Annotated in this window: 26 protein-coding genes; 18 read left to right on the forward strand and 8 right to left on the reverse strand. The window is 40.3% G+C overall.

Annotated elements, in window-relative coordinates:
• Positions 1 to 2 precede the first annotated feature (2 nt).
• The 13 genes from MMO42_RS06550 (at position 3) to MMO42_RS06610 (ending at position 12898) form a co-directional block, all read left to right on the forward strand.
• Positions 3 to 458, forward strand: coding sequence for a prepilin-type N-terminal cleavage/methylation domain-containing protein (locus MMO42_RS06550; RefSeq protein ID WP_241319784.1), 456 nt, complete (start codon positions 3 to 5; stop codon positions 456 to 458).
• A 376-nt stretch (positions 459 to 834) separates the two neighbouring features.
• Complete coding sequence (locus MMO42_RS06555; protein WP_241319785.1) at positions 835 to 1383, forward strand: GspH/FimT family pseudopilin; 549 nt, start codon at positions 835 to 837, stop codon at positions 1381 to 1383.
• Positions 1380 to 1868 (forward strand): type IV pilus modification protein PilV, encoded by a 489-nt coding sequence (gene pilV / locus MMO42_RS06560; protein ID WP_241319786.1) that lies wholly within the window; start codon positions 1380 to 1382, stop codon positions 1866 to 1868. Before MMO42_RS06555 ends, pilV begins: the two co-directional genes overlap by 4 nt.
• A 1-nt stretch (position 1869) precedes the next feature.
• Positions 1870 to 2895, forward strand: coding sequence for a PilW family protein (locus MMO42_RS06565; RefSeq protein WP_241319787.1), 1026 nt, complete (start codon positions 1870 to 1872; stop codon positions 2893 to 2895).
• Positions 2892 to 3644: a pilus assembly PilX N-terminal domain-containing protein gene (locus MMO42_RS06570; RefSeq protein ID WP_241319788.1), complete on the forward strand. Its 753-nt coding sequence runs from the start codon at positions 2892 to 2894 to the stop codon at positions 3642 to 3644. Before MMO42_RS06565 ends, MMO42_RS06570 begins: the two co-directional genes overlap by 4 nt.
• A 12-nt stretch (positions 3645 to 3656) precedes the next feature.
• Positions 3657 to 8183 carry a PilC/PilY family type IV pilus protein gene (locus MMO42_RS06575; RefSeq protein ID WP_241319789.1) on the forward strand — a complete coding sequence of 1509 codons (4527 nt, stop codon included), beginning with the start codon at positions 3657 to 3659 and terminating at the stop codon, positions 8181 to 8183.
• On the forward strand, positions 8167 to 8751 hold the full coding sequence (locus MMO42_RS06580; RefSeq protein ID WP_277603282.1) for a type IV pilin protein: 585 nt from the start codon (positions 8167 to 8169) through the stop codon (positions 8749 to 8751). Before MMO42_RS06575 ends, MMO42_RS06580 begins: the two co-directional genes overlap by 17 nt.
• 163 nt (positions 8752 to 8914) lie before the next feature.
• Positions 8915 to 9172 carry a 30S ribosomal protein S16 gene (rpsP, locus tag MMO42_RS06585; RefSeq protein WP_004660208.1) on the forward strand — a complete coding sequence of 86 codons (258 nt, stop codon included), beginning with the start codon at positions 8915 to 8917 and terminating at the stop codon, positions 9170 to 9172.
• A 16-nt stretch (positions 9173 to 9188) separates the two neighbouring features.
• The gene (gene rimM / locus MMO42_RS06590) at positions 9189 to 9737 is read left to right on the forward strand and encodes a ribosome maturation factor RimM (RefSeq protein ID WP_241319790.1); all 549 of its coding nucleotides are present in this window, start codon (positions 9189 to 9191) and stop codon (positions 9735 to 9737) included.
• Positions 9738 to 9782: 45 nt separating this feature from the next.
• Positions 9783 to 10523 (forward strand): tRNA (guanosine(37)-N1)-methyltransferase TrmD, encoded by a 741-nt coding sequence (gene trmD / locus MMO42_RS06595; RefSeq protein WP_241319791.1) that lies wholly within the window; start codon positions 9783 to 9785, stop codon positions 10521 to 10523.
• 193 nt (positions 10524 to 10716) lie between these two features.
• Positions 10717 to 11088 carry a 50S ribosomal protein L19 gene (gene rplS, locus MMO42_RS06600; protein WP_004803988.1) on the forward strand — a complete coding sequence of 124 codons (372 nt, stop codon included), beginning with the start codon at positions 10717 to 10719 and terminating at the stop codon, positions 11086 to 11088.
• 137 nt (positions 11089 to 11225) lie between these two features.
• The gene (truB, locus tag MMO42_RS06605; protein WP_241319792.1) at positions 11226 to 12119 is read left to right on the forward strand and encodes a tRNA pseudouridine(55) synthase TruB; all 894 of its coding nucleotides are present in this window, start codon (positions 11226 to 11228) and stop codon (positions 12117 to 12119) included.
• 11 nt (positions 12120 to 12130) lie between these two features.
• Positions 12131 to 12898, forward strand: coding sequence for a TSUP family transporter (locus MMO42_RS06610; RefSeq protein WP_005147281.1), 768 nt, complete (start codon positions 12131 to 12133; stop codon positions 12896 to 12898).
• A gap of 17 nt (positions 12899 to 12915) precedes the next feature.
• On the opposite strand, the gene MMO42_RS06615 is transcribed toward MMO42_RS06610, so the two are convergent.
• The 4 genes from MMO42_RS06615 to serA all read right to left on the reverse strand — a co-directional run bounded on the left by MMO42_RS06615 (position 12916) and on the right by serA (position 16517).
• Positions 12916 to 13773, reverse strand: a complete 858-nt coding sequence (locus tag MMO42_RS06615; RefSeq protein ID WP_241319793.1) for an EamA family transporter — start codon at positions 13771 to 13773, stop codon at positions 12916 to 12918.
• A 42-nt stretch (positions 13774 to 13815) separates the two neighbouring features.
• The gene (locus MMO42_RS06620; protein WP_241319794.1) at positions 13816 to 14286 is read right to left on the reverse strand and encodes a GNAT family N-acetyltransferase; all 471 of its coding nucleotides are present in this window, start codon (positions 14284 to 14286) and stop codon (positions 13816 to 13818) included.
• Between the two features lie 13 nt (positions 14287 to 14299).
• Positions 14300 to 15181, reverse strand: coding sequence for an EamA family transporter (locus MMO42_RS06625; protein ID WP_241319795.1), 882 nt, complete (start codon positions 15179 to 15181; stop codon positions 14300 to 14302).
• A gap of 103 nt (positions 15182 to 15284) precedes the next feature.
• Positions 15285 to 16517 (reverse strand): phosphoglycerate dehydrogenase, encoded by a 1233-nt coding sequence (gene serA, locus MMO42_RS06630; RefSeq protein WP_005297305.1) that lies wholly within the window; start codon positions 16515 to 16517, stop codon positions 15285 to 15287.
• Between the two features lie 347 nt (positions 16518 to 16864).
• Here serA and MMO42_RS06635 point away from each other — a divergent pair, with 347 nt between their 5' ends.
• Both MMO42_RS06635 and MMO42_RS06640 read left to right on the forward strand, forming a co-directional pair.
• Positions 16865 to 18274, forward strand: coding sequence for an FAD-binding oxidoreductase (locus tag MMO42_RS06635; RefSeq protein ID WP_241319796.1), 1410 nt, complete (start codon positions 16865 to 16867; stop codon positions 18272 to 18274).
• A gap of 78 nt (positions 18275 to 18352) precedes the next feature.
• Positions 18353 to 19807, forward strand: a complete 1455-nt coding sequence (locus MMO42_RS06640) for an AbiH family protein (protein WP_241319797.1) — start codon at positions 18353 to 18355, stop codon at positions 19805 to 19807.
• A gap of 43 nt (positions 19808 to 19850) precedes the next feature.
• On the opposite strand, the gene MMO42_RS06645 is transcribed toward MMO42_RS06640, so the two are convergent.
• Positions 19851 to 20639 (reverse strand): xanthine permease, encoded by a 789-nt coding sequence (locus MMO42_RS06645; RefSeq protein ID WP_241319798.1) that lies wholly within the window; start codon positions 20637 to 20639, stop codon positions 19851 to 19853.
• A 130-nt stretch (positions 20640 to 20769) separates the two neighbouring features.
• Here MMO42_RS06645 and MMO42_RS06650 point away from each other — a divergent pair, with 130 nt between their 5' ends.
• Positions 20770 to 21534 carry a nucleotidyltransferase domain-containing protein gene (locus tag MMO42_RS06650; RefSeq protein WP_241319799.1) on the forward strand — a complete coding sequence of 255 codons (765 nt, stop codon included), beginning with the start codon at positions 20770 to 20772 and terminating at the stop codon, positions 21532 to 21534.
• Between the two features lie 274 nt (positions 21535 to 21808).
• On the opposite strand, the gene MMO42_RS06655 is transcribed toward MMO42_RS06650, so the two are convergent.
• The 3 genes from MMO42_RS06655 to MMO42_RS06665 form a co-directional block, all read right to left on the reverse strand.
• On the reverse strand, positions 21809 to 22123 hold the full coding sequence (locus tag MMO42_RS06655; RefSeq protein ID WP_005297300.1) for a putative quinol monooxygenase: 315 nt from the start codon (positions 22121 to 22123) through the stop codon (positions 21809 to 21811).
• A gap of 13 nt (positions 22124 to 22136) precedes the next feature.
• On the reverse strand, positions 22137 to 22727 hold the full coding sequence (locus MMO42_RS06660; protein ID WP_241319800.1) for an NAD(P)H-dependent oxidoreductase: 591 nt from the start codon (positions 22725 to 22727) through the stop codon (positions 22137 to 22139).
• Between the two features lie 112 nt (positions 22728 to 22839).
• A complete protein-coding gene (locus MMO42_RS06665) occupies positions 22840 to 23715 on the reverse strand; it encodes a DUF4349 domain-containing protein (RefSeq protein WP_241319801.1) in 876 nt (291 codons plus the stop codon).
• 180 nt (positions 23716 to 23895) lie between these two features.
• Here MMO42_RS06665 and MMO42_RS06670 point away from each other — a divergent pair, with 180 nt between their 5' ends.
• Positions 23896 to 24267 (forward strand): hypothetical protein, encoded by a 372-nt coding sequence (locus tag MMO42_RS06670; RefSeq protein WP_241319802.1) that lies wholly within the window; start codon positions 23896 to 23898, stop codon positions 24265 to 24267.
• Between the two features lie 374 nt (positions 24268 to 24641).
• On the forward strand, positions 24642 to 25859 hold the full coding sequence (locus MMO42_RS06675) for an MFS transporter (RefSeq protein WP_241319920.1): 1218 nt from the start codon (positions 24642 to 24644) through the stop codon (positions 25857 to 25859).
• The last annotated feature ends 9 nt before the right edge of the window (positions 25860 to 25868 follow it).

The following is a 25868-nucleotide window of genomic DNA, read 5'->3' on the forward strand; positions in this document are numbered from 1 at the left end:
ATATGTACAATCGAGGTTTTACCCTTATTGAGCTTATGATTGTTGTTGCTATTATAGCTATTTTAGCCACCATAGCATATCCATCATATATAAGTTATAAGGTGCGAGTACAACGGACTGATGCCCAAGCAGAAATGATGCAGATTGCTCGTGATTTGGCAAATTTTCGTATGGCGAATAATAGTTATGCTGGGCGAACGGCTACCAATATATATGGTGCAGCGACAATACCAAGAGCACAACCCTTATATGATATTACTTTAACGGATGTGGATGGAACCTTATTGACAGCGACGAGTGCCAAAGTGCGAACTTGGTTGTTGATTGCAAAGCCTAAAACGGGGACAACACAAGCAGATAATGGTTGGATTTGTCTCAATGACCAAGGACAAAGATCATGGGCGAAGGGTGTGACGACATGTAATTTGTCAGCCACTTCAAACTGGGATGGTCGCTAACTCTTTAACCCCTTATGAGCACTTTAAAAAAGCAAACATTCTGAATGTTTGCTTTTTTTATGTTTATCTATACGTATTATTTAACATTCTTAACAATAATAATTAATGAATGTGACTTATTTATCATTTGTCTGCTGTTATCTACCTTTTATCTCTTAAAGGTGGATTAAAGTGCATTTTAGATGGAAATTGGTATTAAACATGAAAACAATCACGAAAATAACGTTCATTTCATTGGTATAACAATTTGATTTTACTGACTTAAGAATGAGATACCTGAAAAGGTAAAGTGAAAATAATTTGTAGAATCAAAATTTATTCAAAAATAATTGAAATGTTCGTTAAAACAAAAAGATTTGTGCATATGGAGGACTATATGCAACAAGCACATTCTTCAGAGCGATGCGCTCCAAATTCTTGCGAAGTTATACTTCTTAGGACAAAGCCTTATTGTGTTCATCTTTTTACTCGACGGCTTCCTAGCTCAGGATTTACGTTGGTTGAGCTTATTGTAACGATTGCAGTTGTGGCAATTATCGCTGTGATGGCGGCCCCATCATTTGCAACGATGTATAGCCGTCAAAAGCTAGAGTCTTCTGCACGTGAGCTAATTATGAGAGTTTCTGAAGCTAGAAGTCAGGCTGTCCTACTTCGTGAAGCGACAGGACTATGTCTTGCTTCTTTGTCAGAAGATGATTGTGCGACAGCAGTTGCAATTCCTAAGTCCGAAAAACAACGGATATTCATTGTGCATTTAGACAATGGCGTAACCAGCACAAATACTTCATCGACCAATCTCAGTTTTAGGCGTAATGGCAGTCTTGCAGCGCAAAAAGATTTTATTTTACAGCGTCAAAATCTTTCTTATTGTATTCGGGTTGGGGTAATTGGAGACACAATAATAAAAGAGGGAGCTTGCCCATGAATATTCAAAAACAACAAGGTGTTGGGCTCATTGAGGTATTAGTCGCGTTAGTATTATTGGCAATCAGCGTATTGGGTTTTGCTGCTTTACAGCTAAGAGCAATCGACGCCAGTTTTGAAGCAAATAAGCAAATTTTAGCATCAACCATTGCACGTGACCTTGCTGAGCGTATGCGAGCAAATCCTCAGGCCACCCGAGCTGGGAAATACAAAGTAGCAGCAGTCGCGGTTCCTACAACTGAGGTTTCGACGGGAGCAGATAAACCTGAAAAGATTGCACAGCAAGATTTACAAAATGCGGCAATTGAGGCCAAGAATAATGGAATGAATCTCGCCGTAGATCAGTGTCCGACAGGAAATAATCGACAATGCATCTATGTGGCTTGGGGTGAAACAAATTTAGCAGGTGATCAGGGGATTGCATCTTGTATTAAAGATGGTGCCTATGTTGCTGGGTCACACTGTTTGTTTTTGGAGGCATATTAAAATGGAAACAAGCCTCCTATCCCCAAAACATATTAAGGCTCAGTCAGGCTTCACTTTGATTGAATTAATGATCTCACTCACTTTGGGTTTATTGATAGTTGCTGCTGCTATTCAGCTTTTTATTACGGGTATTACCAGTTATAAGCTGCAAAAAGCAATGGCGCATATTCAAGACAATGCCAGTTTGGGATTGAACTTTATTGTTGATGATATTCGTAAAGCAAATTTAAGTTCTCCCGTTCCAGCGATTAATGACCAAACTGCTTATGCAGGTATTTTACTCAGCTCGAATAATGTGGGTGAAAAAATAGACCTCAATTGTGCAGCTTGTTTTGCCAATAACCAAGTCACTAGTTTTGGTAATGCCAATGTCACCGGTTTAACCAATGATCAATTGCTGATTCGTTATCAGGCACCACAAGGTGGTCTTGATTGTTCTGGTGCCGAAGTTGCGAATGGGACCTTTGTTATACAGCGTTATTATGTTGGTTCGACTTCAACAGATACGCGTCAGTCTTTACGCTGTCAAGCTGCACAATATACCCAAGCGATACTTGATACAAAGACACCAACTGATCGTTTGAAATTGGCTTGGGGAGCAAGTCAGGTGATCTTGCCCAATGTGGATTTTTTTCAGATCCGTTTAGGCTACATGGATGGTGATCTGAACAGTGCAAATAGTACGTTGGCTTATACCGACGTTAAAAATTATATGGCATTGACCGCAACTAAAAAAAATATTGATGGAGTCGTGCAAGCCTTTCGTCCTTATGTTCATGCAATTCAAATAGGTGTACTGGTTCGTTCAGATGACAAGACGGGCAACCAGTCTGTGATTAAGCAGAGAAATAAAGAGCCATTCCAAGTTCTCGGTACAAAAGTCAATCTTACACCTGCTTCCCAAGATAATTATTTACGGCAAGCTGTTGATCAAACGATTTCTTTAAGAAATGCAATGGGCTGGGTTTCAGAGGGCTGTGATAGCAGTAAAACCACAACCTGTACAAATGGGGGGGCTGGAACATGATACATGCTCAACGCGGTTCTACACTGGTTGTTGTACTGATGATTGTGTTGATGATTACGATCGTCGGCACACTGGCAATTCGTCAAAGTATTAGCTCACTTAAATTGGTGAGTAACCATCAAATGCAAACATTATTGGCACAAAATGCGGATACAGCATTGATGTATTTTCAAGATCCAAGTACACAGCAAAATCTTGCTTCTGCCAATGGGATTGTTGGTTTCTTTAAAAATGAAAATAACAGAAATGCTGAACTGGTATTTTGCTTTTCAGGCACAGATCCATTTGTACTCAGCAAAGCAGGCTATCGTTTAAATAGCGCAACGTTTGAACCTATGGCAACCAATAGTGGAGCCTGTAAAGTTGATCCAAATAATGCCGAGAATGATACTGCTTCTCGTTCTAGTGGCCGTAAACAAGTCGTTACTCAGGTTTATATCAAAAGAGAAATCTCGGCCACAGCACCTTTTGCTGATCTTTCTCGAGGCACGGAAGTGCTCGGTGCAAAAACCGAAAATAATATTCGATTACGGGTTTATGTTGTCTCGGTCATGCAGGGCTTATTAACTTCCGATGCTTTATTCAAAGTTGATAACGATATCAAAAAAGGCTGTTTAACCAAAAGTATCGACAATAACGGTGCGAATGACGTTGCAACTTGCCTAAAACAAAATTCAGAAAAACCGATATATAACATACAAGTCGCAGAATATCGTTTCTTGTCTGACTTTGAACCTTCGAGTTCATAAGGGAGAAATGCCATGAATAATAAGATAAGAAAAATTACGCGAAATGAGCCTGAACCAAAAAGCAAAATCAAAGGTTTATTGTTTAGCTGTACGGTATTGTCCAGTTTTTTAATCCTTTCTTCTGTTACATCTGCGAGCGATATTGAGATTTACCAACCAGCTGCAGGGAATAAAAAGCGCTTAATGTTGATGGTTGATCAATCTCGGAGCATGGGTGGCGCTGGTCTTTTGGACTTAGTGAAAGATTACCCATTGTGTATAGATCAGGGCGTTACCGATGTATTGGGTAAAAATGGTTTGAATTTGGGAATTAAGGTTGCAGGTCAGACAGATTTGATTGATGTGACCAAAGAAGCGACTGATCTGGTAAATAAAGCGATTTTGAAAGGTCTGCTTGGCAATGGTCAAGGACAAGGAGTTCTCGATTCAATTGCTGAGATTAAAACAGAACAACCGAGTACGGCTTATCCATTTCCTCGCCAATCCTGTACAGTAGTGACCACAGATGCGACCGTTAAGTTATTGGACAATTTGCTCAATGGCTTACTGGGGGTAAAAACAGGTTTGTCAGCAGAACAATATATCCGCGAAACCTGTGATCCACTGATTGATATTAGCTTACTTAAATCAATTACCAATTCATCTACCGTTGGGATTTATCGTTGTTATGATAAAAACTCACGTGTACGTATGGCCTTGACTGATGTTTTAAAAGGCAAGAAAGGTGAAGCAGGTCTGCCAGATATGGAACAGATTCCTGATAGCACCATGGTGGGTTTATCAATTTCACCTTATAACCACATTGCCAATGATCGTGCTGGTGCGATTGTGTTTGAACCTAAGTTACTCAGTGATGTCTATCTTTATAATGGCAAAACACAAACACATCGCCAACATATCATTGACTATATTGCTAGTTCAAATATGGATTCTAAAGGTGAGTTTAATCTACAAAGCCTATTGACCATTGTACCTAAGTTAGTCAGTGGTTTACTGAATGATGTCGTTGCAACACTTGGAAAAATATTAAGTAATCCGCTGGACGCAGTCAGTGAGTTATTGAATTTGGAAAATACCAATAATGCTTTAAATGACGTGCTTTCAATGTTGGGCCTTGGTGGAAATAATCCAATGGCGAGTACCTATGCTGAAACAGGTGCCTACTTGTTGGGGAACACGACCAAGGGAACAGGTGCAAGACAATATGCAAAACGCAATTATCTTCTTAAATTAGGAGTTTTGGGAATTCCAACAAGTTATAAGTGTACTGGATGGGAGGCAGATGGTACGACGTGTGCAAGTGGAAAATGGGAGCCCGTTGGGCTTTTAGGTTTAGGTAGTCTAGATACGAATGGCTATAAATCTGTTGATGCTAATTTGCTCAATGTGTTGGGGATATTAAGTGTAGGATCACAAGAAATATTTTATGAATATCGCTCTGATGTTAATGCGAAATATAGCGGTTTTACTGATAGCCAAAAGAATAACAGTACAATTAATCCATTGATTAAAAGTAACGGTAATTTTTATCAAGCACCTTCAACTGCCCCACAATGCGATGCAAATGGCCTAATGGTCATTGCCGGTGGAGTACCGACAATAGCACCAACTTTAACGGACTCTTTATTACAATCTAAAGGCAGCCAATCCGAAGCGACCAAGGTTGCGATGGAACGCCTAATGGCCAGAAGTTTGGATAATAATCAGAGCTTAAATGTCCAATATAAAGATGGCCGTTTGAATGATAGTTGGAGTTTTAGATGTAATTCAACAGATTTGAAGGCGACCACGCTAGGTAATAATAAGAACTCAAATGACAATACAGACTTTGCAACATGGCAGTGTATCGGTGCCTATGCACGTGATATCCGAGCATTAAAAACGAATCCAATTAAGACTGCAGTGATTGGACTCGATCGCTCTTTCTTACAACTTCCAGAGTATATTGCTGGACAAGAAAATAGTTCTGACACCAAAGGTTTGACTCAGATCTCAAGTACCAATGTTGCACAGGATCAATTGTTGACAGGTATTGTACCGAAAGCAGTCAGAGATCTTTTAGGAACAACTGGTGCTCTTCTCGATGGGTTATTACCAAATAGCCTGATTGGTAGTGGTTTAACCACAGGAATTACCAGTTTGTTGGATCGATTACTACCACGGAATTCAGAAGATATTAAAAATATGGCACGCTGGGGCGTGATTGGTGGTGGGGGATGGTATAACGCTGCCAATAGCCAAAATATTGCTCAAAGTATCAAAGATTTTCATGATGATTTAGGTGTCACAGATGGAGACCCAATTGGGTTGCAAACGCTTCCTGAGGATCCACTGACACCTTATCGTATGAGTAATGAAGTCTATAAAAGCATGTTTGAACCGACAGAGAAAGCCAGTTGGATTGGTAACTTTAAAAAATATTATGTCGAAAGTGATAATTCTGTTAATAAACTCAAAGATGCTTGGGATGCGGCTTCAACAACTTATGATGTACAAGATTGGAATAAAGGTGGGCTATTAGCCAAACTGAAAAATTTAAAAAATAAAACTGATAATTCAAATCCAAATAATCCAGTTGTTGTTAATCGCAAAGTGTTGATTAATCGTGATTGTCAGCAAGTCACAGGAAGTTCTACCTATCAATTTACCGAAGTTGGTGCCTTAAAGACGATCGATAATAAATATCTCGACATCAAGTGTGGCTCTGGAACTACAGCTCAAACAGATAGTAAAGGTTATTTATTAATGAATTTGTTGGGCTATAACGTAGGGAATGCGGCAATAACAGCAGATTTAACAGAAGCCAATCGTACCAACTGGCAAGTGGGTATGAACCTGCATTCAACACCGACTAAATTGACGCAGGAAGCTGTATTTAATGCAGATAACAGTATTAAAGAACGCAAAGACTATATGCTATTTGGTACAACCCAAGGTCTATTACATGTTGTGGACGCCAAAACCGGTGAAGAAACCTTTGCGTTTGTGCCGAATGAGATGTTGGAAAACACACAGCAAAGCAAAGCATTTTTGGAAAAACCATCTGGTGTAAAAACTAATATGGCCTATGGTATTGATGCTGCATGGACGGTATCTAGTGAATATGCTTATGGTATGAAAGCCGTCAGTAGTGGTAGTACTAGCAGTGAGGTAGTTGCAACAGTTGGTGAAATTAAAAAAGACGGTAAAGTTCTGGCGAAAGGTAAGCAAGTAGCCTATGGCGGTTTACGCATGGGGGGGCGTAGTTACTATGCCTTGGATTTGGGTGATATCAGCCAACCAAAACTCAAATTTCATATTGATCCAGACAATAGCCGCATTATTAGTTTACAAAGCAATGGAAGCTATAAAACCACGGTCAATACTGCATTGGCATCAATGGGGCAAAGTTGGTCTAAACCGACGATCACCACTATTATGTACAAAGGTGCAGCAAAACGGGTGATGTTAGTAGGCGGTGGCTATGACATGGAATATGAAAAAATAGCACCGACGATTACTGATGCGACCAAAGGTCGTATGATTTATATGTTTGATGCTGATAATGGTGATTTGATCTGGTTTGCAGGAGGAGATAGTCAAAGTACCTCATGTAATCCAGATGGCACAAGTTATGGGCTCAAAATGAAAGACTTATTTAGCGTTGTAAGTCGTATCAATGTGGTTGATCGTGATGGCGACGGTATTACAGATCATCTCTACTTTGGTGATCTTGGTGGCCAGGTTTGGCGGATTGATTTAAGTAAAGACTTTGGTACAAAAGTGGGTAGCTGTGGTGCTTATACTGTGCTGTTTAAAGATAGTACCAGTCGTTTCTATGAAGCACCGAACTTTAGTGTTTATGGTTATGAACAACCACTTGCGGTAGTCAGTATTGCATCGGGAAATCGTAGTCTTCCTTTTAGTGATAAAAGCTCAAGTAGTACGATTTACAACCTGTTTGATCAGGATGTGGTACGTAAAAACTTTGCAACAACGAATAATGCAAATAACAGTACACCAAAATTATTGTTGACTGATCTTAAAGTGATGCTGACAGCCAATGATTTAAAAGGAAAAAATCTGGTACAGGTTAAAGCTATGATTCCAAATGGTTGGTATGCACAAGCGAATACAGTGGTTGGAAAAGAACTTGATGCACAAGGTAATGAAGTCAGCCTTACCAATCAAACGGGTAGTAAAGTTCTAAGCGAAATGGTGGTAATGAATAAGAGCTTATATGCCAGTGTCTATAACCCCAACACCACTGTGGGCAATGGTTGTAAGATTCAGGCGAATGGTGCAACTACAGTTCAACGTTTCTGCTTACCATTTGGTGTCTGTGAGAAGGATATTAAAGACGTTACCATGAGCTTTGGTGCTGGGCATGGCATTGTTGATTCGATGGTTGGTGCTGGAATTGGACAAGCTGATAAAAATGGTTTGACCCGTCAATTACTCAATCCAAATGCAAAAGATAAAATTGGCAATAGTAAATTACCAATTAACACGATGCGTCGCCAATTGGTGCCACTGACTTGGTATGAACGTAATGAATAAAAAAAACAAGCGATATCAGTCTGCTGATCTACAGGGAGGGAGTGCTTTGCACACTCTCCCCCTTAAGTGGAATTTCGGGTCAACCGAACAGGGAAACTGTCGTCGAGATTCAGGCTTTACGCTAATCGAATTGATGATTACGGTTGCAATCGTGGCGATTATTGCTGCGATTGCCATCCCCAGTTATGACACCTATATTCGCCGTGCAGATTTATCTACAGCACAACAAGAAATGCTTAAAGTTGCTGAGCTTTTGGAAAAACATCGGGCACGCAATTTTAGTTATGATGGTTTTGTGCTGAAAGGAACCGCGACTAACCAAGGCGCTTACTACACAGTACCAAGCGCAACTAACACCACCTTGCTTCTACCTTTGACAGCAACGAGTGGTAACCAAAAATTTACCTTAACATTAACGGTCAATACTCAAGCATGGTCTTTAAAAGCAGTGAGCCAAAGCCCACGAAATTACTCATTACTTTTGACCAGTGCAGGCCTTAAATGTAAGACCAAAACAGCCGCAAACATCACTCTCACAAGTTGTGGGAATGATGCAGAAGACTGGTAACTCAGTAGATTTTATAAATTAAATTCAAGGCTGTGGATAACCCTAAATTTAATCTTTCTTTCAAGGCAAATATAACGTAGAATATCGCCCTCTATGAAAGGGGTTTGAAGTGCTGCCGATGGTCGGCGCAGGGATAATCCGTAAAAATTATAAGGTTGTTCTCATGGTTGTTATTCGTTTAGCGCGCGGTGGTGCAAAAAAACGTCCATTCTATCAAATCATTGTAACTGATAGCCGCAATGCACGTGATGGTCGTTTCATCGAGCGTATTGGTTTCTTTAACCCAACTGCACAAGGTAAAGCTGAAAAAGTTCGTTTAGATGCTGACCGTTTTGCTCACTGGGTTGCTCAAGGTGCTCAACCTTCAGATCGCGTTGCTTCTTTAGCTGCTCAAGCTAAAAAAGCTGCAACTACTGCATAATTGTAGTAGGTAGCCCATGACATCAACACAGAATGTGCCAGAAGATCGTATTCAGATTGGACAGTTACGTTCAGCTTATGGATTGAATGGGTGGCTCTGGGTTTACTCTAATACAGAACCTATGAGCAATATGTTTGACTACCTTCCTTGGTACATTGAGACTAAGGCAGGTTGGCAAACAATTGATGTAAAACGTTGGAAACCACATGGCAAAGGCCTTGTTGTCGCGTTGAAGGATGTGAATGATCGCACTGGAGCGGAAAACTTGGTTGGCGCGAATATCTGGATTGCCAAATCTCAGCTGCCAAAAGCAGACGTAGACGAGTATTACTGGTCTGATCTTAAAGGTCTAACAGTGTTAGGTCTTGATGATGAAGAACAAGAAGTGAATCTCGGTCAAATCTACGAACTGTTTGAAACCGGTGCCAATGATGTCATTGTCGTGAAAGCGACACCTGATAGCATTGATGCTGAAGAGCGAATGATTCCTTGGCATAAAGATGTGGTACAACGCGTTGATCTTGAAGCTGGTCGTATTTACGTCAATTGGGGCGTAGACTACTAACCCTTTCGGGGAAAGTAGCGCAGCAGGAAAATAAAGGAGTCTGCGGTGTTTTTTGCAGTCATCACATTGTTTCCTGAAATGTTTGAAGCGATTACAGCGCACGGGATTAGCGGGCGTGCAGCAAAGCGTGACATCGTGCAAGTCACTTGCATTAACCCACGAGATTTTGCTGAGGGCAACTACAAGCGAGTGGACGAGCGTCCTTTCGGTGGTGGTCCAGGTATGGTGATGATGGCTGAGCCGTTGGCAAAAGCGATTACCCATGCTAAACAACTTGCTTCGCAAGCGGGCTGTGTTCATGCTCCTGTGGTGTATATGTCACCACAAGGCCAGACTTTAAATGAACAGGCAGTACAACGATTCGTTGATTATGATGGTTTGATTGTACTGTGTGGACGTTATGAAGGGGTCGATGAGCGTTTGATCCAACAATATGTTGATCAGGAATGGTCCATTGGGGATTACGTATTATCGGGTGGTGAACTCCCTGCCATGGTATTGCTGGACAGTATTATTCGTCGTTTGCCGAATGTGATGTCTGATGAGCAATCTGCGGTGCAAGACTCTTTTGTGGATGGTCTACTAGATTGCCCACAATATACAAAGCCTGATCATTTCGAAGGTTTGGATGTACCCGAGGTATTAAAATCTGGGCATCATGCCAATATTGAGAAGTGGCGATTTTTGCAGCGTTATCAACGCACTTTAGACCGTCGACCAGAGTTGGTGGAAAAAGTAGAGTTGAGTAAGCAGCAAAAAAAATGGCTAAAAAATTCGAAAGATTAAACTGGTATCAGTTTGTCTTTGCACCCAACGAGAAGCTCAGCTTCGAGTTCTACTTAAACGTTGTTTAAGTTAAAAATAGGCTCTTTATAACATTCTGTTGTAAAGGGAAAGTTAAACGGGAGATATGCGCTTTAGCCTCTATTCCCAGCGGTGTCAGAGACCTCTTCTCTCCCGCACATATTGGAGATTCCACATGAGTGGTAAACATCCTTTAGTTCAAGCTGTTGAAAATGCACAGTTAAAATCAGACATCCCTGCTTTTGCACCGGGCGATACAGTTATCGTTCAAGTTAAAGTAAAAGAGGGTGAACGTGAACGTCTTCAGGCATTTGAAGGTGTTGTAATCGCGAAGAAAAATCGTGGTTTAAACTCTGCTTTCACAGTTCGTAAAATCTCTAGCGGTGTTGGTGTTGAGCGTGTTTTCCAAACTCACTCTCCAATCGTTGCTAAAATCGAAGTGAAACGTCGTGGTGACGTTCGTCGTGCTAAACTTTACTACCTACGCGAGTTGTCTGGTAAAGCTGCACGTATTCGTGAAAAGTTACCAGCTCGTAAACAAGGTTAATTTTAACTTTGTTGTAAAGCAGAAAAATGCGCCTTTGGCGCATTTTTTTATGTCTGTTTACGGCTAAAAGCCAATCCTTTTTTAAATCCTCGGCCGAGTTTTGCTAAAATAGGTCTTTATGCTTTGACTTTTCTTTTATGAAAAAAAGTTCTTATCGCCATTTAAGCGGTGTTTTCCTATTAAATAAGCCTTTAGGTTTAAGTTCTAATTCTGCATTGCAAAAAGTGCGTCGACTTTTTAATGCGCAAAAAGCAGGCCATACGGGAGCTTTAGATCCATTGGCGACTGGTTTATTGCCGATCTGTTTGGGTGAGGCGACCAAGTTTTCGCATTATTTATTGGATTCAACCAAGCGTTATCAAACTACGGTCAAGTTAGGGCAAACCACAGCGACAGGTGATGTTGAAGGTGAAATTCTCCAACAGAGAGAAGTACCTGTATTAACCGCAGAGCATATTGAACAGGTTCTGGCACAATTCCGTGGTGATATTCAGCAAGTGCCACCGATGTATTCAGCTTTGAAACGTGATGGTCGTCCATTATATGAGTTGGCACGTAAAGGGATCGAAATTGAGCGTGAAGCGCGCCCAGTCACCATCTATGACTTAACATTGGTTGATTTTACCGAAGATAGTCTGACATTGGATGTGACTTGCTCGAAAGGCACTTATATTCGCGTATTAGGCGAAGATATTGGTGAAGCTTTAGGTTGTGGCGGGCATTTAACCAAATTGCACCGTACTCAAACAGGTCACTTTGAGATTAATCCAAGTTATACCATTGAATATCTCGAAAGCCTTTCTTTGGAACAGCGAGATGCTTTATTACTGTCCGTCTATTCGCCTGTTGAGCATTTTCCTCGGGTGCAATTGCCAGAAGGTCGTGAAAAGTATTTCGGCAATGGTCAGGAAAGTAATATTGATCATGATGCAGCGGCTGAAGTGCTGGTTTTTGATGGGGAACGTTGCTTAGGTTTGGCTGAGATCACGGATAAAAAACGTCTTGTACCAAAACGCTTGTTAAACTTATAAGGTTATTGTCAATGGAATGGGAACTGATTCTGACACTGGTGTTCTTCGCTTTTTGTGCAGGAACAATTGACGCAGCTGTCGGTGGTGGTGGTTTGATTCAGATTCCAGCCTTGATGGGGGCTTTACCGCAAACCGCACCTGCTACTTTATTTGGTACCAATAAACTGGCTTCCATTTGTGGGACGGGTTCGGCTGCATTTTCATTTGTACGACGGGTGAAGTTGCAATGGTCATTGTTGGGCGTGATTGCACTATTTGCCTTTATTAGTTCCTTTATCGGTGCTGCCTGTGTCTCCTTGGTTCCCACACATATCTTAAGACCGATCGTCTTGGTCATGTTGATCGTGATTGCAATTTACACCTTTATGAAGAAGCAATTCGGGCAAGTGCACGTCGATCAACAAATCACGCCTAAGTTACTCGTACTGGCTGCGATAGGCAGCTTAGCGATTGGTTTCTATGATGGTATTTTTGGCCCAGGCACGGGCAGTTTCTTTATTTTCTTTTTTATTCGCTTTTTACAGGTCGATTTTTTACATGCTTCGGCATTGTCAAAGATTGGTAACTTCATGACCAATCTGGCGGCATTGAGTTTCTTTATTCCGACAGGACATGTGCTGTTTGCATTGGGTTTGATGATGGCAGTTGCCAATATTGCCGGTTCATTATTGGGTGTGCGCTTGGCCTTAAAATACGGCAGTGGCTTTATCCGTATTTTATTCCTGATCTTGGTGAGTATTTTGATCTGCCGATTAGGCTATCAAATTGTTACAGCATAATTATTAGATGGAGAAAATTAGGCTTTTTCTCCACGAAGTGTGACACCAATCGAAGCCACCATGATACACGTCAAAGCGACCCACTGAATCAAGCTAATTTGCTCGTGTAACAATACTAAACCTGCGAGTGCAGCAAGTGCTGGTGCTAGGCTGGATAGAGTTCCATAACTCAGTTTACTGAGACGTTTCAGTGCCATTAAATCTAAGGCATAAGGAATGGCTGTAGCTAAAATCGCAATAACCAAGGCTTTACCCCAATATTGGGTATCCATCAAAACTGGTGCATTATTCCAAAGGCCGAAGGGGAGTAGTGTAATCGCGGCTAAACCAATCGCAATGGTCAGTGCATGCATACCAATATTTTGTTGTACGACACGATGTCCGAAATAAATATACAGTGCCCAGAAGAAACCAGCACCGAGTGCACAGGCTGCTCCGAGATAAGAAAAATTTTGGGCATTGGCATCATGCCAAGGTACCATGAGTGCGATTCCTAAAATCGCAAACACAACCCAAATATAATCACTGCGTTGTTTAATTGAGAGTAAGGCTAAACCGAGTGGACCAATAAACTCTAACCCAACGGCAATGCCTTGCGGCAGTTTGCCTAATGAGGTGTAAAACAAGATGTTCATACAACCCAAGGCCGCGCTGTAGCATAGTAGATCTCGCCATTTAAGTTGACTGAGTTTGGAGAGAATCTTCCATGAACGGAACATGATCGCAACGATAATCGTAGCGAAACATAACCTTAAAATTGTGACGGTCAGTGGGTCGAGTATGGCAATCAATTGCTTGGCAAATGAAGCACTGATTTGATAAGCCACCATGGAAAGAACCATGTACAGCACAGCGACCAACTGGATATTTTTCATGTTTATAGCCACTTCATGTATGGAGAGGTAGGAATAAGATATTTAGCCATGAGGATGAATTCTAGGTGCATAAAAAGAGCGCCATGTCTGTTTGGTCGCTGCATTGATATCAAGTTGGAATTCAAAAGCGGCTTGATTCTCTCGGATGATTTTAAAACCTAAACGTTTATGAAAATTGACTGATAAAACATTATTTTTTAATGCATGACTGACTAAGGTTAGGACCTGACGAGCTTCAATAAATTGAATGAACTGCTCAAGCAGTGCAGTAAAAACAGACTTAGTTCGATGATTGGGGTGGATCACTAAAATAGGAACAAACCACTTTTGATTTTCCATATTTTCAACCGTGAAGTAACCCAATAATTGCTGATTATTTCGATATTCAAAAAGATAGCCTTGATTTGCAGCCGTCATTAATGAGGCTAAATAAGCTGTTTGATCAATGGGTTTAGCTGCTTGATCCGACAAGGTTTGCAAGGTCATCAATGTGAGCTCTAAATATTCTTTCATATGCAATTACTGATTATCCAGCTTCTTTTTGCTGTCGAGCTTGTTGGGTGGTAAAGGTACAACCAATTGAAGCCAGAATAATGGTGCCTAAAGCTAGCCATTGATTCCATAGCAAAGTCTCGCCTAAGAAAATAAAACCTGAGAGCGCAGCCACCGCAGGTTCCAAGCTCATCAAAGTACCAAAGCTAAGCGGGGTTAAACTACGCAATGCGATCATTTCTAAGGTAAACGGTAAGGCACTGGCGAGTATCGCAAGCCCGATAAAATAGTACAAATTAGGCAGTTCAAAGACCCGATCGATTGCCCCTGAAAATAGGGCAAAAGGTAGCAGGCAGAGCATACCAATCGACATCCCTAAACAGACGGTATGATTACCTGAAATACCAGAAGGCTTTTGTCCAGCAATGATATACAGCGCCCAACATGCACCTGCACTGACTGCAAACAATACCCCGACCAAATCTAGTCCTTGTTGGGCTTGCTGCAAAGGGAAGAGCAATACTAAACCTAGAATGGCACAGCCTACCCAAATAAAATCGTATTTTTGCCGAGCATGATAGAGCGCGACACTTAAGGGACCGATAAATTCAAAGGCAACCGCAAGACCGAGTGGTAAGCGTTCAAGGGATAAATAGAATAGGGCATTCATCCCAGCAAGTGCGACACCATAGGTGAGAATGGCTTTCCAACGCACCACTTTGAAATTGATGGTCCAGATCTTAAAAATTAGTGCCAAAATAATCGCACCAAAAAACAGGCGCATGGCGGAGACGGTCAGTACAGGAAAGCTTTGAAACAAAATTTTGGCTAAAGAACCACTGCCTTGCACACACAACATGGCAATCATCAACAGCAATAAAGCATGAAGTGGTGTTTTCAGCATTGGGGTCGACATTTTATTATTTAACAGTTGGTATAATATTCACATAATAAGTCAAACGCCCATAAAAAAGCCACAGCATCAACTGTGGCTTTTTCGACATTATTCTAAATATTACTTAGAACAATACGCGAACGCGGATCGTACCTTCAACATGGTTCAAGGTATCAAGCGCTTCTTGAGATGCAGATGCGTCAACATCCATCACTAAGTAGCCGATATCACCTTTGGTCATTAATGACTGACCAGAGATGTTGATGCCTTGTTCAGCGAACAATGTGTTGATCTTCGATAACACACCCGGAACGTTTTTGTGGATGTGAAGCAAACGGTGTTGACCATCAGAAAGTGGTAATGCGATTTCTGGGAAGTTCACCGCAGAAAGTGTCATACCTTTATCTGAGTAAGCAACGAATTTTTCAGCTACTTCTAAACCGATGTTTGCTTGCGCTTCCATGGTAGAACCACCAACGTGCGGTGTTAAAATCACGTTGTCTAAACCACGAAGTGGAGATAGGAACTCTTCACCATTCGCTTTTGGTTCTTTCGGGAATACGTCAACCGCTGCACCAGCGATGTGACCTGATTTGATCGCATCAGCCAAGTCTTCGATCACCACACATGTACCACGTGCTGCGTTCAAGAAGATTGAGCCTTTTTTCATTTTCGCGAATTGTTCTTTCTTGAAGAAGTTACGCGTAGATGGAACATCTGGAACGTGTAGAGTCACGACATCCGCAGTTGCTAAAAGTTCATCTAAAGAGCCAACTTGACGTGCATTACCCAATGGTAATTTAGTCACAGCATCAAAATAGATGACTTTCATACCTAAGCTTTCTGCCAATACAGAAAGTTGTGAACCGATCGAGCCGTAACCGACGATACCCAAAGTCTTACCACGAGTTTCAAACGAACCCACCGCAGCTTTATTCCAACCGCCCGCATGCGTATCTTTCGATTTTTCAGGTACACGACGAAGCAAAAGAATTGTTTCAGCAAGAACCAATTCTGCGACCGAACGCGTATTTGAATACGGTGCATTGAAAACTGGGATACCACGAGACATTGCCGCTTTTAAATCGACTTGGTTAGTACCAATACAGAAGCAACCCACTGCGATGAGTTTGTTCGCAGCTTCAAAGATTTCTTCAGTCAATTGTGTACGGGAACGAATACCGATGAAGTGTGCGTCTTTAACCGCTTCTTTCAAAGCTTCGCCTTCAAGCGCAGTTTTGTGGTAATCGATGTTGGTATAACCCGCTGCATTTAAGGTATCGATGGCATTTTGATGCACACCTTCTAACAGAAGGAAACGGATTTTGTCTTTAGGTAGTGATAGATGTTGGCTCATTACGGCTCCGCTACAAAGGCCAAAATTTAGTTGCAGTACTATAGCATAGAGCTTTGAGATATAAATATTTCGTTTAAAATTACCGCAGCGGAATTATTGATAATTTTTCAGTTCGAACTGAATTTTATTGTTTATACACATTTTGTTATTACAGTATCTTTATCCTAAGCTTTATCCCGTGCCTGCTTCTATGTAAAATGCAGAGATCTGATAGTCAAATCTGAAAACATCAGGTTTGCGCTGTTCTGCCGAGTTTCTATATGTTGGATACTACAATTTAAAATATTGAAAAATATTGTGTTGTTATTCAAATGCTCTATCTTTACTTCTTGCTAGGCCTGTAAACGATGAATGCTTCAGTCGCTTTAACACCTGAGTTATTGACCCAATTAACGGCAATTTTGGGTGAAAACCGAATTAAAACCGATGCCGACAGTTTAGAAAATTGGGGACGAGATCATACCAAACATTTTGATCCGAACCCATCAGTCATCGTTTTCCCTTCAAGCACTGAACAAGTGCAGGCCATTGTTAAACTTGCCAATCAATTCAATGTCGCGATTACCCCATCGGGTGGTCGTACGGGCCTTTCAGCAGGTGCTGTCGCAACCAATGGCGAGATTGTAATTAGCTTTGACAAGATGAATCAGATTCTTGAGTTTTTCCCTGCTGACCGTATGGTGCGTGTTCAAGCGGGTGTAGTGACTGAGCAGTTGCAGAATTATGCTGAAGAACAAGGTATGTACTATCCAGTAGACTTTGCATCAGCAGGTTCAAGTCAGATCGGTGGCAACATCGGTACCAATGCCGGTGGTATTAAAGTGATCAAATACGGTATGACCCGTAATTGGGTGCTTGGTCTGACGGTGGTGACGGGCAAAGGTGATGTACTGCGTTTAAACAAAGGCATGATTAAGAATGCGACTGGTTATTCGTTACAGCATTTGTTTATCGGTGGTGAAGGTACGCTAGGTTTAGTGACAGAAGCTGAAATCAAGCTTGAGCGTCAGCCACAAAACTTACAAGTGATGGTATTAGGTGCACCTGACTTTGAAGCAGTCATGCCTGTATTACATGCTTTCCAAAATGCAATTGATCTGACTGCCTTTGAATTCTTTGGTGAATTGGCAATGCAGAAAGTATTGGATCGTGGTCATGTACAACGTCCATTTGAAACACAATGTCCGTTCTATGTGTTATTGGAATTTGAAGCACCGTATGAGCCAATCATGGACAAGGCAATGCAGATTTTTGAGCATTGCATGGAACAAGGTTGGGTGATTGATGGTGTGATGAGCCAAAGTCTGGAACAGGCACAAAGTTTATGGCGTTTGCGTGAAGATATTTCAGAATCGATTGCACCGTTTATTCCATACAAGAATGATATCTCGGTGTTAATTACCCATGTACCTGCGTTTATTGCGGAAATTGATGCGATTGTTGCAGATAATTATCCAGACTTTGAGATTTGCTGGTTTGGTCATATCGGTGACGGCAACTTGCACTTAAATATTTTAAAACCTGAAAATTTGACCAAAGATGAATTCTTTGCCAAGTGTCAGGTGGTGAATAAATACGTGTTTGATACCGTGAAAAAATATGATGGTTCGATCTCTGCCGAGCACGGTGTGGGGATGACCAAGAAGCCATATTTGGAATATTCACGTTCACCTGAAGAAATTGAATATATGAAAGCATTGAAGTTGGCGTTTGACCCGAATGGGATTATGAATCCAGGCAAATTATTTGATCTTTAATGCTTGATTAGATAAAAGAAGTTCTGCTAAAAGCGTATCGAAAGATGCGCTTTTTTTTATTTTTGAGAATTTATAACAATGAATATTCTAATAGTTGGTAATGGCTTTGATTTATCTCACTACTTGCCTACAAAGTATGACCATTTCATGGATGTCATGAAGGCCATAGAATCCAAGGAAACTGGTGAAAAAGTAGTTGATCTATCTATTCATACAGTGAGTGAGTGGATCAGAATGCTTGATCAAATATTTGAGAAAAGACAGGGGCTAGAACAACCAAATTACGATATGGATTTTAATGAGCTATTTTCTTGCATAAGAGATAAATGGTTTATTGAGAAAACGAAGGAACTCTATTTAACTGAGCAAATCAAAATATCGTGTCAAGATGTATTGAAGTTGCAATATCGTTTAAAGCTCAATGACTGGTATCAATATTTTAAAAACCATGTTGAGGAAATAAAAACTTGGATTGACTTTGAACAGAAAATTGAAGAAGTGCTTACCACTTTGGCAAATTGTATTGTGGAAATAGAAAAAGTTACGAAAATGGATGAGTTATTTGAGTATTTTTCTCATAAAAAAGAAGATGGAAGCCAGATTAAAGTAAAAGATTTAAATATATTAAACTTTTTTAACTTTATATCTCCTGAAAATTATTCATCTTTGATCTCAGTACCTAATGGGCTATTTTCGTATACAAGCGTAAAAAGCTCTAGGAATAATTTGAATCCTAAGTTCTGTCATGGTCAAAAAATAAAAAATGGCTTTAATCCATCAAGCTTTTTAGACTATCTATATCAGAAATTAGATGAATTTATTGAAATTTTTAATCTTTACTTGGAATTAATTATCAATAATTTTCAACATAAAAATGAACTATCAATTGATTCAAAAGATTGGATTTATCCTGATTTCATTTATTCATTTAACTATACAAACACTTATTCACGACTTTATGATTGTGTAAAAATAGAATATTTACATGGTAGTCATGGCGAATACCAAAATATTGTTTTAGGAATTTCAGATCTAGAACATGAAAATTTAAAAAAATTAAAGGCTTATGGTTTTACTAAGTACCATCAGAAACTATTAAAGGATACTGATTATTTATTCTTGGACGAGTTTAAAAATAAAATTAGCCTTCATAAAAACAAAATTGAATATTTTGAAAAAGATTTTGGTTATTCATCTTCCGTTAAAAGAAAGTTTGAACGACAACAATTGATGGAGATAGATAGTAAACTTGACTTAAATATATATATTTGGGGGCATTCATTAGATATTTCAGATAAAGATTATATTGTTGATTTATTTGGTTTAAATGATGATTTGGATAGAAATGTTAGAATTATAGTTTATTATTTTGATAAAAATGCAAAATTTTCACTCTTGAATAATTTATTAGCTATTTTAGGAAAAGATAAAGTTGAACTCTGGATGAAAAATGGTTGGCTAAAGTTCGAACCTAATCCTAATGTTGTCGAAATTAATAATATTCAACCAGTTGATTTACCTAAGTTTGGGTAACTTTTGATAAAGCCACTTACCTTATGAGTGGCTTTAGATTGAATTATTTTTTATACGCTTTCCAACCCGTCAAAATATGATAGATCAGCGGTAAAAGACAGAGTGCAAAGAAGCCACAAATTGCAACTGCCCAGACAGGTAGATTCTGTGGATCTCCTAAAAAGAAATAGGCGAAAACTGAATAAGACAGCATGCCAAACATTGCCATGGTGCCAAGGGGGAGGGTGACTCTAAAAATTAATAGGTTGGCAAAGCCTTTATAAGGCTGCATATTTCGATTCAAAGCATAGGCAATAATCATGACCAAGATATAGCCCATGATAAATAGCATAAACAAAGTAGTGGCAAACAATAACCCTGTACGCCAACTCTTTTCTTGTGCAGAACGATCACCTGCTTCATAAACCACTTGAATATGATCTCCGACGACAGGCACATCACCTGAACGGACTGAATTATCCAAGAGCAATGTTCTGTTCTGATCATCTTTGAATTGAACTTGAGCGGTGTGCATAAGCGTTTGGGTTTTATATTTACGCCCGTTAGAGTCTGTACGTTCAGTGTCGACCCACTCGGAAGTATAGCTCATGATAGTTGCATCATAGCTTGGCTTGGTTGCCAAAGCATAAACAGCTTGCGAAACCCAATAGGTAAAAGGGAAAAATAAAGAACTAATGCTAAACACCACAACAAATAAATAAGCAAATTCGAACTTACTGCTGTCACGATTTTTGGCTAAACGTTTCAGCCAAAATTTTGTGAGTATAAATGACCAGACACACAAGATCGCAACGACCACCAAGAAAACCTGTCCCGCATAAGTCAGTTGCATGCATGATCCTATTTGTTATATTGAATGGAGATTGTTTTATCAATTGATAATCTTTACGAAATCAATGCGTACAGTAAAAAAGATTATTGTCTCTCGCAAGTATAAATTTTTAAATAATGAAGTTATAGCAATGAACATCCATCAAGAAATCGAAAAACTGTTTCAACAACGTCAAGACATTCCATTATTTTATATTGAAAGTGGCAGTCGCTTATGGGGCATGGCCAGTCCTGACAGTGACTATGATGTGCGTGGCTTTCATTTACCGAGTAAAGACCAATATTTTGATTATAAAAAATATCGTGATCTGATTGAGATCATGGACGGAGATTTTGACTTTGTTTCTTATGACTTGGATAAAATGTTTGGGCTATTGGCAAAAAGTAACCCCACTGTTTTGGAGTGGGTCAGAGCACATATTGTGTATTTTAATGCTTTTCCTGAATGGCAGGGTTTTCGTGATGGATTACTAGAGCGAATCGACTATAGTGCCTTGTATCACCACTATTTATCACTGGCAAAAGGTGGGATGAAAGTGATGCAAACCGCAGATAACTTTACCTATAAGAAAGTGTTTTATTCGATTCGTGGTTTGATGTCGGCTGAGTTGGCAACCCAAGAACAGATGCCTGAATTACTGATTACCGATCTGTTTGCACAAGTGAATGCGAATGATCCATTACGGCATTGGGCGGAGGATTATCTGGAAATTAAAAAACAGCAGAAAGAAAAGGTACAACTGCCTGAAGCAGAACAAGCCGCGATTCTTAATTTATTGGAACATAAGATCGAGCAGTTGGCGGAAAAGTCGATGCAGAAGGCAGATCGTCGTGCCAGTTTGGAAGTGTATTTAACTGAGTATAGCCGTCATTTAAAACAGCATTACTATCAGTAGTACAATGCGTTTATTCATGAGCTAAGTTCAATTTAAATATCCATCTATCTAATAGAAAAATAAGATGATCGGAGTCTGGTCAAATACTCATTTAATTCCAGAATCAGCCTGCGGCTCGCCCTACTTTTCTTTCGGGATGAGGAGCGAAGCTCCGCAAGGAACAGTTATCTTGCGTTCAGACAAAGCGTTGCTTTGTTGATCTTCGCTCAGGTTGTGGATGACGTTGCCGAGTATCATAAAATTTATGAGGGTTCGATTAATAGTGAACCTTTTTCTAAATCCCGCTGTTTAGAATGCGGATTTTTACATCCGCAACATGCTCTTTAGTGGCTTCAAAGTGCTGCTGCATATGTGCAGTTTGCATATGCGCTGCTAAATGAGCGGTACTTTGCCATTTCTCTAACATGATAATGCTATTGGCATCAGATGCTTGCATTTCTATCGCAGGAAGATGATCAATCAACGGCTCATAGCCATGACAGCCCTCTTCAGCCAGTACCGTTGGGATAATCTTTTGAAATGCGTCTAAGACCGCTTGGCGATGTTCCGCACCTGCATGGGTATGTATTTCAGCAATAATGGTTAGCATGATATTTTCTCACTTAATGGCTTGTGGCAAACAGCTGATCTAAATGTGCTTTGTACGCTTCAAGGTAACTTGGCACATTCGGCGCCTTGATGACATCATTGACGATAAATGTTGGTAGAGATTCCATGCCCAAGAATTGATTGGCTTTATGGAAAGGTAAATAAACGCCATCAACGCCAACGCCGTGGAAGAATTGGTCTGGATCGGTAAAGGCTTCCATCGGTGCATTCCAGGTCAAAGACAACATGTATTTTTTACCTTGGATTAAACCACCAGAACCATACTTTTTAGATGCATCTGAACGGCTACGACCATCGCTGGCGTAAAGTGAACCATGACCAATAGTGAAGATATCATCGATATACTTTTTCATGGTCCATGGAGCACCCATCCACCAACCTGGCATTTGATAGATCACCACATCTGCCCATAGATATTTAGCAATCTCGGCTTGAATGTCATAGTCACTGTCGGTACGTGTCACTTGTACCTGATGACCTAAGGCAGTTAAATGTACCTGAGAAAAATCGGTCAGGGTGTCATTTAATTCACCATTCGAATGTTCAAACTGTTTGGCACCGTTAATAATTAAAATATTGCTCATGGGAGAACTCAGGAATAAATCTCTAAAAATATGCACGTATTTTAGGAAATCTATTCATGAGTAAAAATGCATAAATGATCAAAACACTATTGATCAAAAGTCAATAATTGAGTTATTCGGCTTTTGACTTTTTAGTTTTATACCAACGACGAAGCCCCCATAAAATCACAATCGCTAAATACAGCGGCCAAAGCATTACTAACCAAATGATGGTTTCTCTAAAGCCATACAGTCCAATTTTAATGGCTTCCCAAACTCGACTGAGTAGTGGATCACTGTCCAATGTCGCAATACGATTGATGTTGAGATCATGGGTTTTACGCACTTGTGACTGCTGGAAGAACTCCAGTCGAATGGTGCTATAAGCCAACCGATCTTTGACTTCTAAATTGGTCAGTTGCTGTAGCTGATTGTTAACGGCATTTGATCCGCTGTTACTTTGATTGGCGGTATTGAGTTTTTCTTCGAGCAGTTTTAATTCATAACGCTTGGCTTCATAGCTCTGAGTATTAAAGTTCAGCATGAGGGGCAATAAATTATTTAGGAAAGTGGTCACCTGCGCATTGGGGATGCGGACCGTGAGCTGTACGGTTGGGGTAATTTTTTCGTAGATGTCGACACTGCCGTCAATTCGATCACGCTCAGACCGATCACTGACTTGATAATTAATCTGTTTTTCTTCGATATAACCGTTGTATTGCAGTAATTGTTGTTCCAGTGCAGAGGTGATTTTTAATACATTTTTCACTTCAAATTGCAGTTGTGCACTTTTCACCAATTGACGGTTTTGCTCTAAAGCACTCTGTTGATTGCTGACCAGTTGTTCTGGATTTTGAACTGCATTTTCTTGAATAGCTTGACTGTCTGCGGCGGCAGTTTCAGTTGCAACTGCAGCATCGCTTGCTGCACCTTCTGGATGTTTGGAACAGGCAGCCAAAGTGCTACCCAAGATTAAAATAATGCTTAAATTCTTCGCTAAATCTGACATATTGGCATGTCCAAAGTAAGGTGATTTTGATGTTATAAACTGTGTTTTTTTAATCATTTGTTATGATCATCATCTTGAATGATGACAACAAATTTAATGCACGCCACATACATTTTGTTGCGTGGCAATTTAGTTTTGCATAGTAGCATAAATGAGCAAAATGGATTGGATAGGTACAAAATGCATAAAATTGCGATGATCTTAGGCTGCGTATTATTACTCAGTGCGTGTAATCAGCCGATTCCCCAATCTCAGCAGCAGGCAACGGTGCAAAAGAGTACGGTAATGCACGCGATTTTATCGGATCAGCCGGATCTGTTTCATGAAGAAAACAATTTAAAAATAGATCAGCAATTTAACCGCGCCGAAAATCCAACGGATGCGCAGGTGACTGTTGAACAAGCGCAGTTAGATGATTCAGTCATTGCTGTCCGTACAGAATATCAATTAAAACGCGATCAGCATGTTTGGAAAGTGGTGAACAAGAAGCAAAGTTATCAATGTGCCAGAGGCGAAAACACACAAAGTTTCCAATTTGAGTTATGCCCATAATCGGCAATTCAATTGCAGGGTTGGAGAAAACATAAGCAAAATTGTGGATAACTTTTTGCTTATACACATCTCAATCTTTGCCTTTTGGACTGTTTAAATTGCGGTCATTTTTAAAAAGTGCTAAAGTTGCGCATGGCAATTTTTGCCAAAAGGTAAAACATTTACCAAGCTCACGTAATAAATCGTTTTTCTTCATACACCTTGTGAATACGGTGTTTTCACGTTTATCACATGCCTTCTCACAGCATGACATCAAAATTTAAATCTTAAACCATAAAATCTTGTGGTGATGATCCTATTTTCTATCGTTGAAAATGGGAGGCACGCCAGTTGGTTATTTTTGTGAACAAAACATGATGACGAATAATCAGAACATGACGTTAAACCGTATAACGCTCATGTTTCCTTTAGCTTTGGTGCTATTCGAATTTTCAGTTTATATCGGTAATGACTTGATTCAGCCTGCGATGCTGTCGATTACAGAACAATTTGCGGTCAGTGCAACGTGGGCACCGTCGTCAATGTCATTTTATTTGTTGGGTGGTGCCAGTGTCGCATGGCTATTGGGACCGCTTTCGGATCGACTCGGCCGTAAAAAAGTGTTGTTGGCAGGTGTGGCATTTTTCACGCTGTGCTGCTTACTGATTTTATTGACGCATAATATTGAACAATTTCTGACTTTGCGCTTTCTACAGGGTATGGGTCTCAGTGTCATTTCTGCAGTTGGTTATGCGGCCATTCAGGAGACCTTTGAAGAGCGTGATGCCATTAAAGTCATGGCATTGATGGCAAATATTTCTTTGCTTGCGCCGTTGTTGGGTCCTGTACTCGGTGCTTTCCTGATTGATTATGTCTCTTGGCATTGGGGCTTTGTCGCCATTGCGGCGGTGTCTTTCATCAGTTGGTTTGGTTTAAAGAAATTTATGCCATCCACTCAGGAAAGCCGCAAACAACCAAAACAACCTTTTAGCCATATTTTTGATGACTTTAAAAAGGTATTCAGCAATCGCCGTTTCTTGGGTCTCAGTATTGCTTTGCCCATGGTCGGTATGCCTTTGATGCTATGGATTGCCTTATCTCCGATCATTCTTGTAGATGAGTTGAAGTTGAGTAGCGTGCAATATGGTCTCGCACAATTCCCTGTGTTCTTTGGCCTCATTGCTGGCAATATCATCTTGATCAAAATCATTGATCGTTTCCCGCTGGGTAAAACCATATTGTTGGGTTTGCCGATTATGTTGCTAGGAACATTATTCTTGGTACTGGGTGTGATTTGGCAGGCTTATTTGGTGCCTTGTTTATTGATTGGGATGACTTTAATCAGCCTTGGTGAGGGGATTAGTTTCTCGGTGATGTACCGCTTTGCACTGATGTCTTCAGACGTTTCCAAGGGAACAGTAGCAGCTGCGGTATCTATGCTGATGATGATCAGCTACTTTGTGGTGATAGAATTGGTTCGAGTGCTGTATACGCATTTCCATATCTGGGCTTTTGCCTTGGCAAGTGTGGTCTTGATCGTGTTGTGGTTTAGTTCAGCACGCCATACTTTGAAACAGCATATGCAAGCCCGTGAACAGCAAGGAATGCATTAAGTTTTTTGC

Origin of the sequence: Acinetobacter sp. ANC 3882 (assembly GCF_022549545.1) — a bacterium.
Lineage (GTDB): Bacteria > Pseudomonadota > Gammaproteobacteria > Pseudomonadales > Moraxellaceae > Acinetobacter.

What these genes read in the sequence shown, in the direction of transcription:
- MMO42_RS06550 (WP_241319784.1), top strand. Translation starts at nt 3, where the DNA reads ATGTACAATCGAGGTTTTACCCTTATTGAGCTTATGATTGTTGTTGCT.
- MMO42_RS06555 (WP_241319785.1), top strand. Translation starts at nt 835, where the DNA reads ATGCAACAAGCACATTCTTCAGAGCGATGCGCTCCAAATTCTTGCGAA.
- pilV (WP_241319786.1), top strand. Translation starts at nt 1,380, where the DNA reads ATGAATATTCAAAAACAACAAGGTGTTGGGCTCATTGAGGTATTAGTC.
- MMO42_RS06565 (WP_241319787.1), top strand. Translation starts at nt 1,870, where the DNA reads ATGGAAACAAGCCTCCTATCCCCAAAACATATTAAGGCTCAGTCAGGC.
- MMO42_RS06570 (WP_241319788.1), top strand. Translation starts at nt 2,892, where the DNA reads ATGATACATGCTCAACGCGGTTCTACACTGGTTGTTGTACTGATGATT.
- MMO42_RS06575 (WP_241319789.1), top strand. Translation starts at nt 3,657, where the DNA reads ATGAATAATAAGATAAGAAAAATTACGCGAAATGAGCCTGAACCAAAA.
- MMO42_RS06580 (WP_277603282.1), top strand. Translation starts at nt 8,167, where the DNA reads ATGAACGTAATGAATAAAAAAAACAAGCGATATCAGTCTGCTGATCTA.
- rpsP (WP_004660208.1), top strand. Translation starts at nt 8,915, where the DNA reads ATGGTTGTTATTCGTTTAGCGCGCGGTGGTGCAAAAAAACGTCCATTC.
- rimM (WP_241319790.1), top strand. Translation starts at nt 9,189, where the DNA reads ATGACATCAACACAGAATGTGCCAGAAGATCGTATTCAGATTGGACAG.
- rplS (WP_004803988.1), top strand. Translation starts at nt 10,717, where the DNA reads ATGAGTGGTAAACATCCTTTAGTTCAAGCTGTTGAAAATGCACAGTTA.
- truB (WP_241319792.1), top strand. Translation starts at nt 11,226, where the DNA reads ATGAAAAAAAGTTCTTATCGCCATTTAAGCGGTGTTTTCCTATTAAAT.
- MMO42_RS06610 (WP_005147281.1), top strand. Translation starts at nt 12,131, where the DNA reads ATGGAATGGGAACTGATTCTGACACTGGTGTTCTTCGCTTTTTGTGCA.
- MMO42_RS06615 (WP_241319793.1), bottom strand. Translation starts at nt 13,773, where the DNA reads ATGAAAAATATCCAGTTGGTCGCTGTGCTGTACATGGTTCTTTCCATG.
- MMO42_RS06620 (WP_241319794.1), bottom strand. Translation starts at nt 14,286, where the DNA reads ATGAAAGAATATTTAGAGCTCACATTGATGACCTTGCAAACCTTGTCG.
- MMO42_RS06625 (WP_241319795.1), bottom strand. Translation starts at nt 15,181, where the DNA reads ATGTCGACCCCAATGCTGAAAACACCACTTCATGCTTTATTGCTGTTG.
- serA (WP_005297305.1), bottom strand. Translation starts at nt 16,517, where the DNA reads ATGAGCCAACATCTATCACTACCTAAAGACAAAATCCGTTTCCTTCTG.
- MMO42_RS06635 (WP_241319796.1), top strand. Translation starts at nt 16,865, where the DNA reads ATGAATGCTTCAGTCGCTTTAACACCTGAGTTATTGACCCAATTAACG.
- MMO42_RS06640 (WP_241319797.1), top strand. Translation starts at nt 18,353, where the DNA reads ATGAATATTCTAATAGTTGGTAATGGCTTTGATTTATCTCACTACTTG.
- MMO42_RS06645 (WP_241319798.1), bottom strand. Translation starts at nt 20,639, where the DNA reads ATGCAACTGACTTATGCGGGACAGGTTTTCTTGGTGGTCGTTGCGATC.
- MMO42_RS06650 (WP_241319799.1), top strand. Translation starts at nt 20,770, where the DNA reads ATGAACATCCATCAAGAAATCGAAAAACTGTTTCAACAACGTCAAGAC.
- MMO42_RS06655 (WP_005297300.1), bottom strand. Translation starts at nt 22,123, where the DNA reads ATGCTAACCATTATTGCTGAAATACATACCCATGCAGGTGCGGAACAT.
- MMO42_RS06660 (WP_241319800.1), bottom strand. Translation starts at nt 22,727, where the DNA reads ATGAGCAATATTTTAATTATTAACGGTGCCAAACAGTTTGAACATTCG.
- MMO42_RS06665 (WP_241319801.1), bottom strand. Translation starts at nt 23,715, where the DNA reads ATGTCAGATTTAGCGAAGAATTTAAGCATTATTTTAATCTTGGGTAGC.
- MMO42_RS06670 (WP_241319802.1), top strand. Translation starts at nt 23,896, where the DNA reads ATGCATAAAATTGCGATGATCTTAGGCTGCGTATTATTACTCAGTGCG.
- MMO42_RS06675 (WP_241319920.1), top strand. Translation starts at nt 24,642, where the DNA reads ATGACGTTAAACCGTATAACGCTCATGTTTCCTTTAGCTTTGGTGCTA.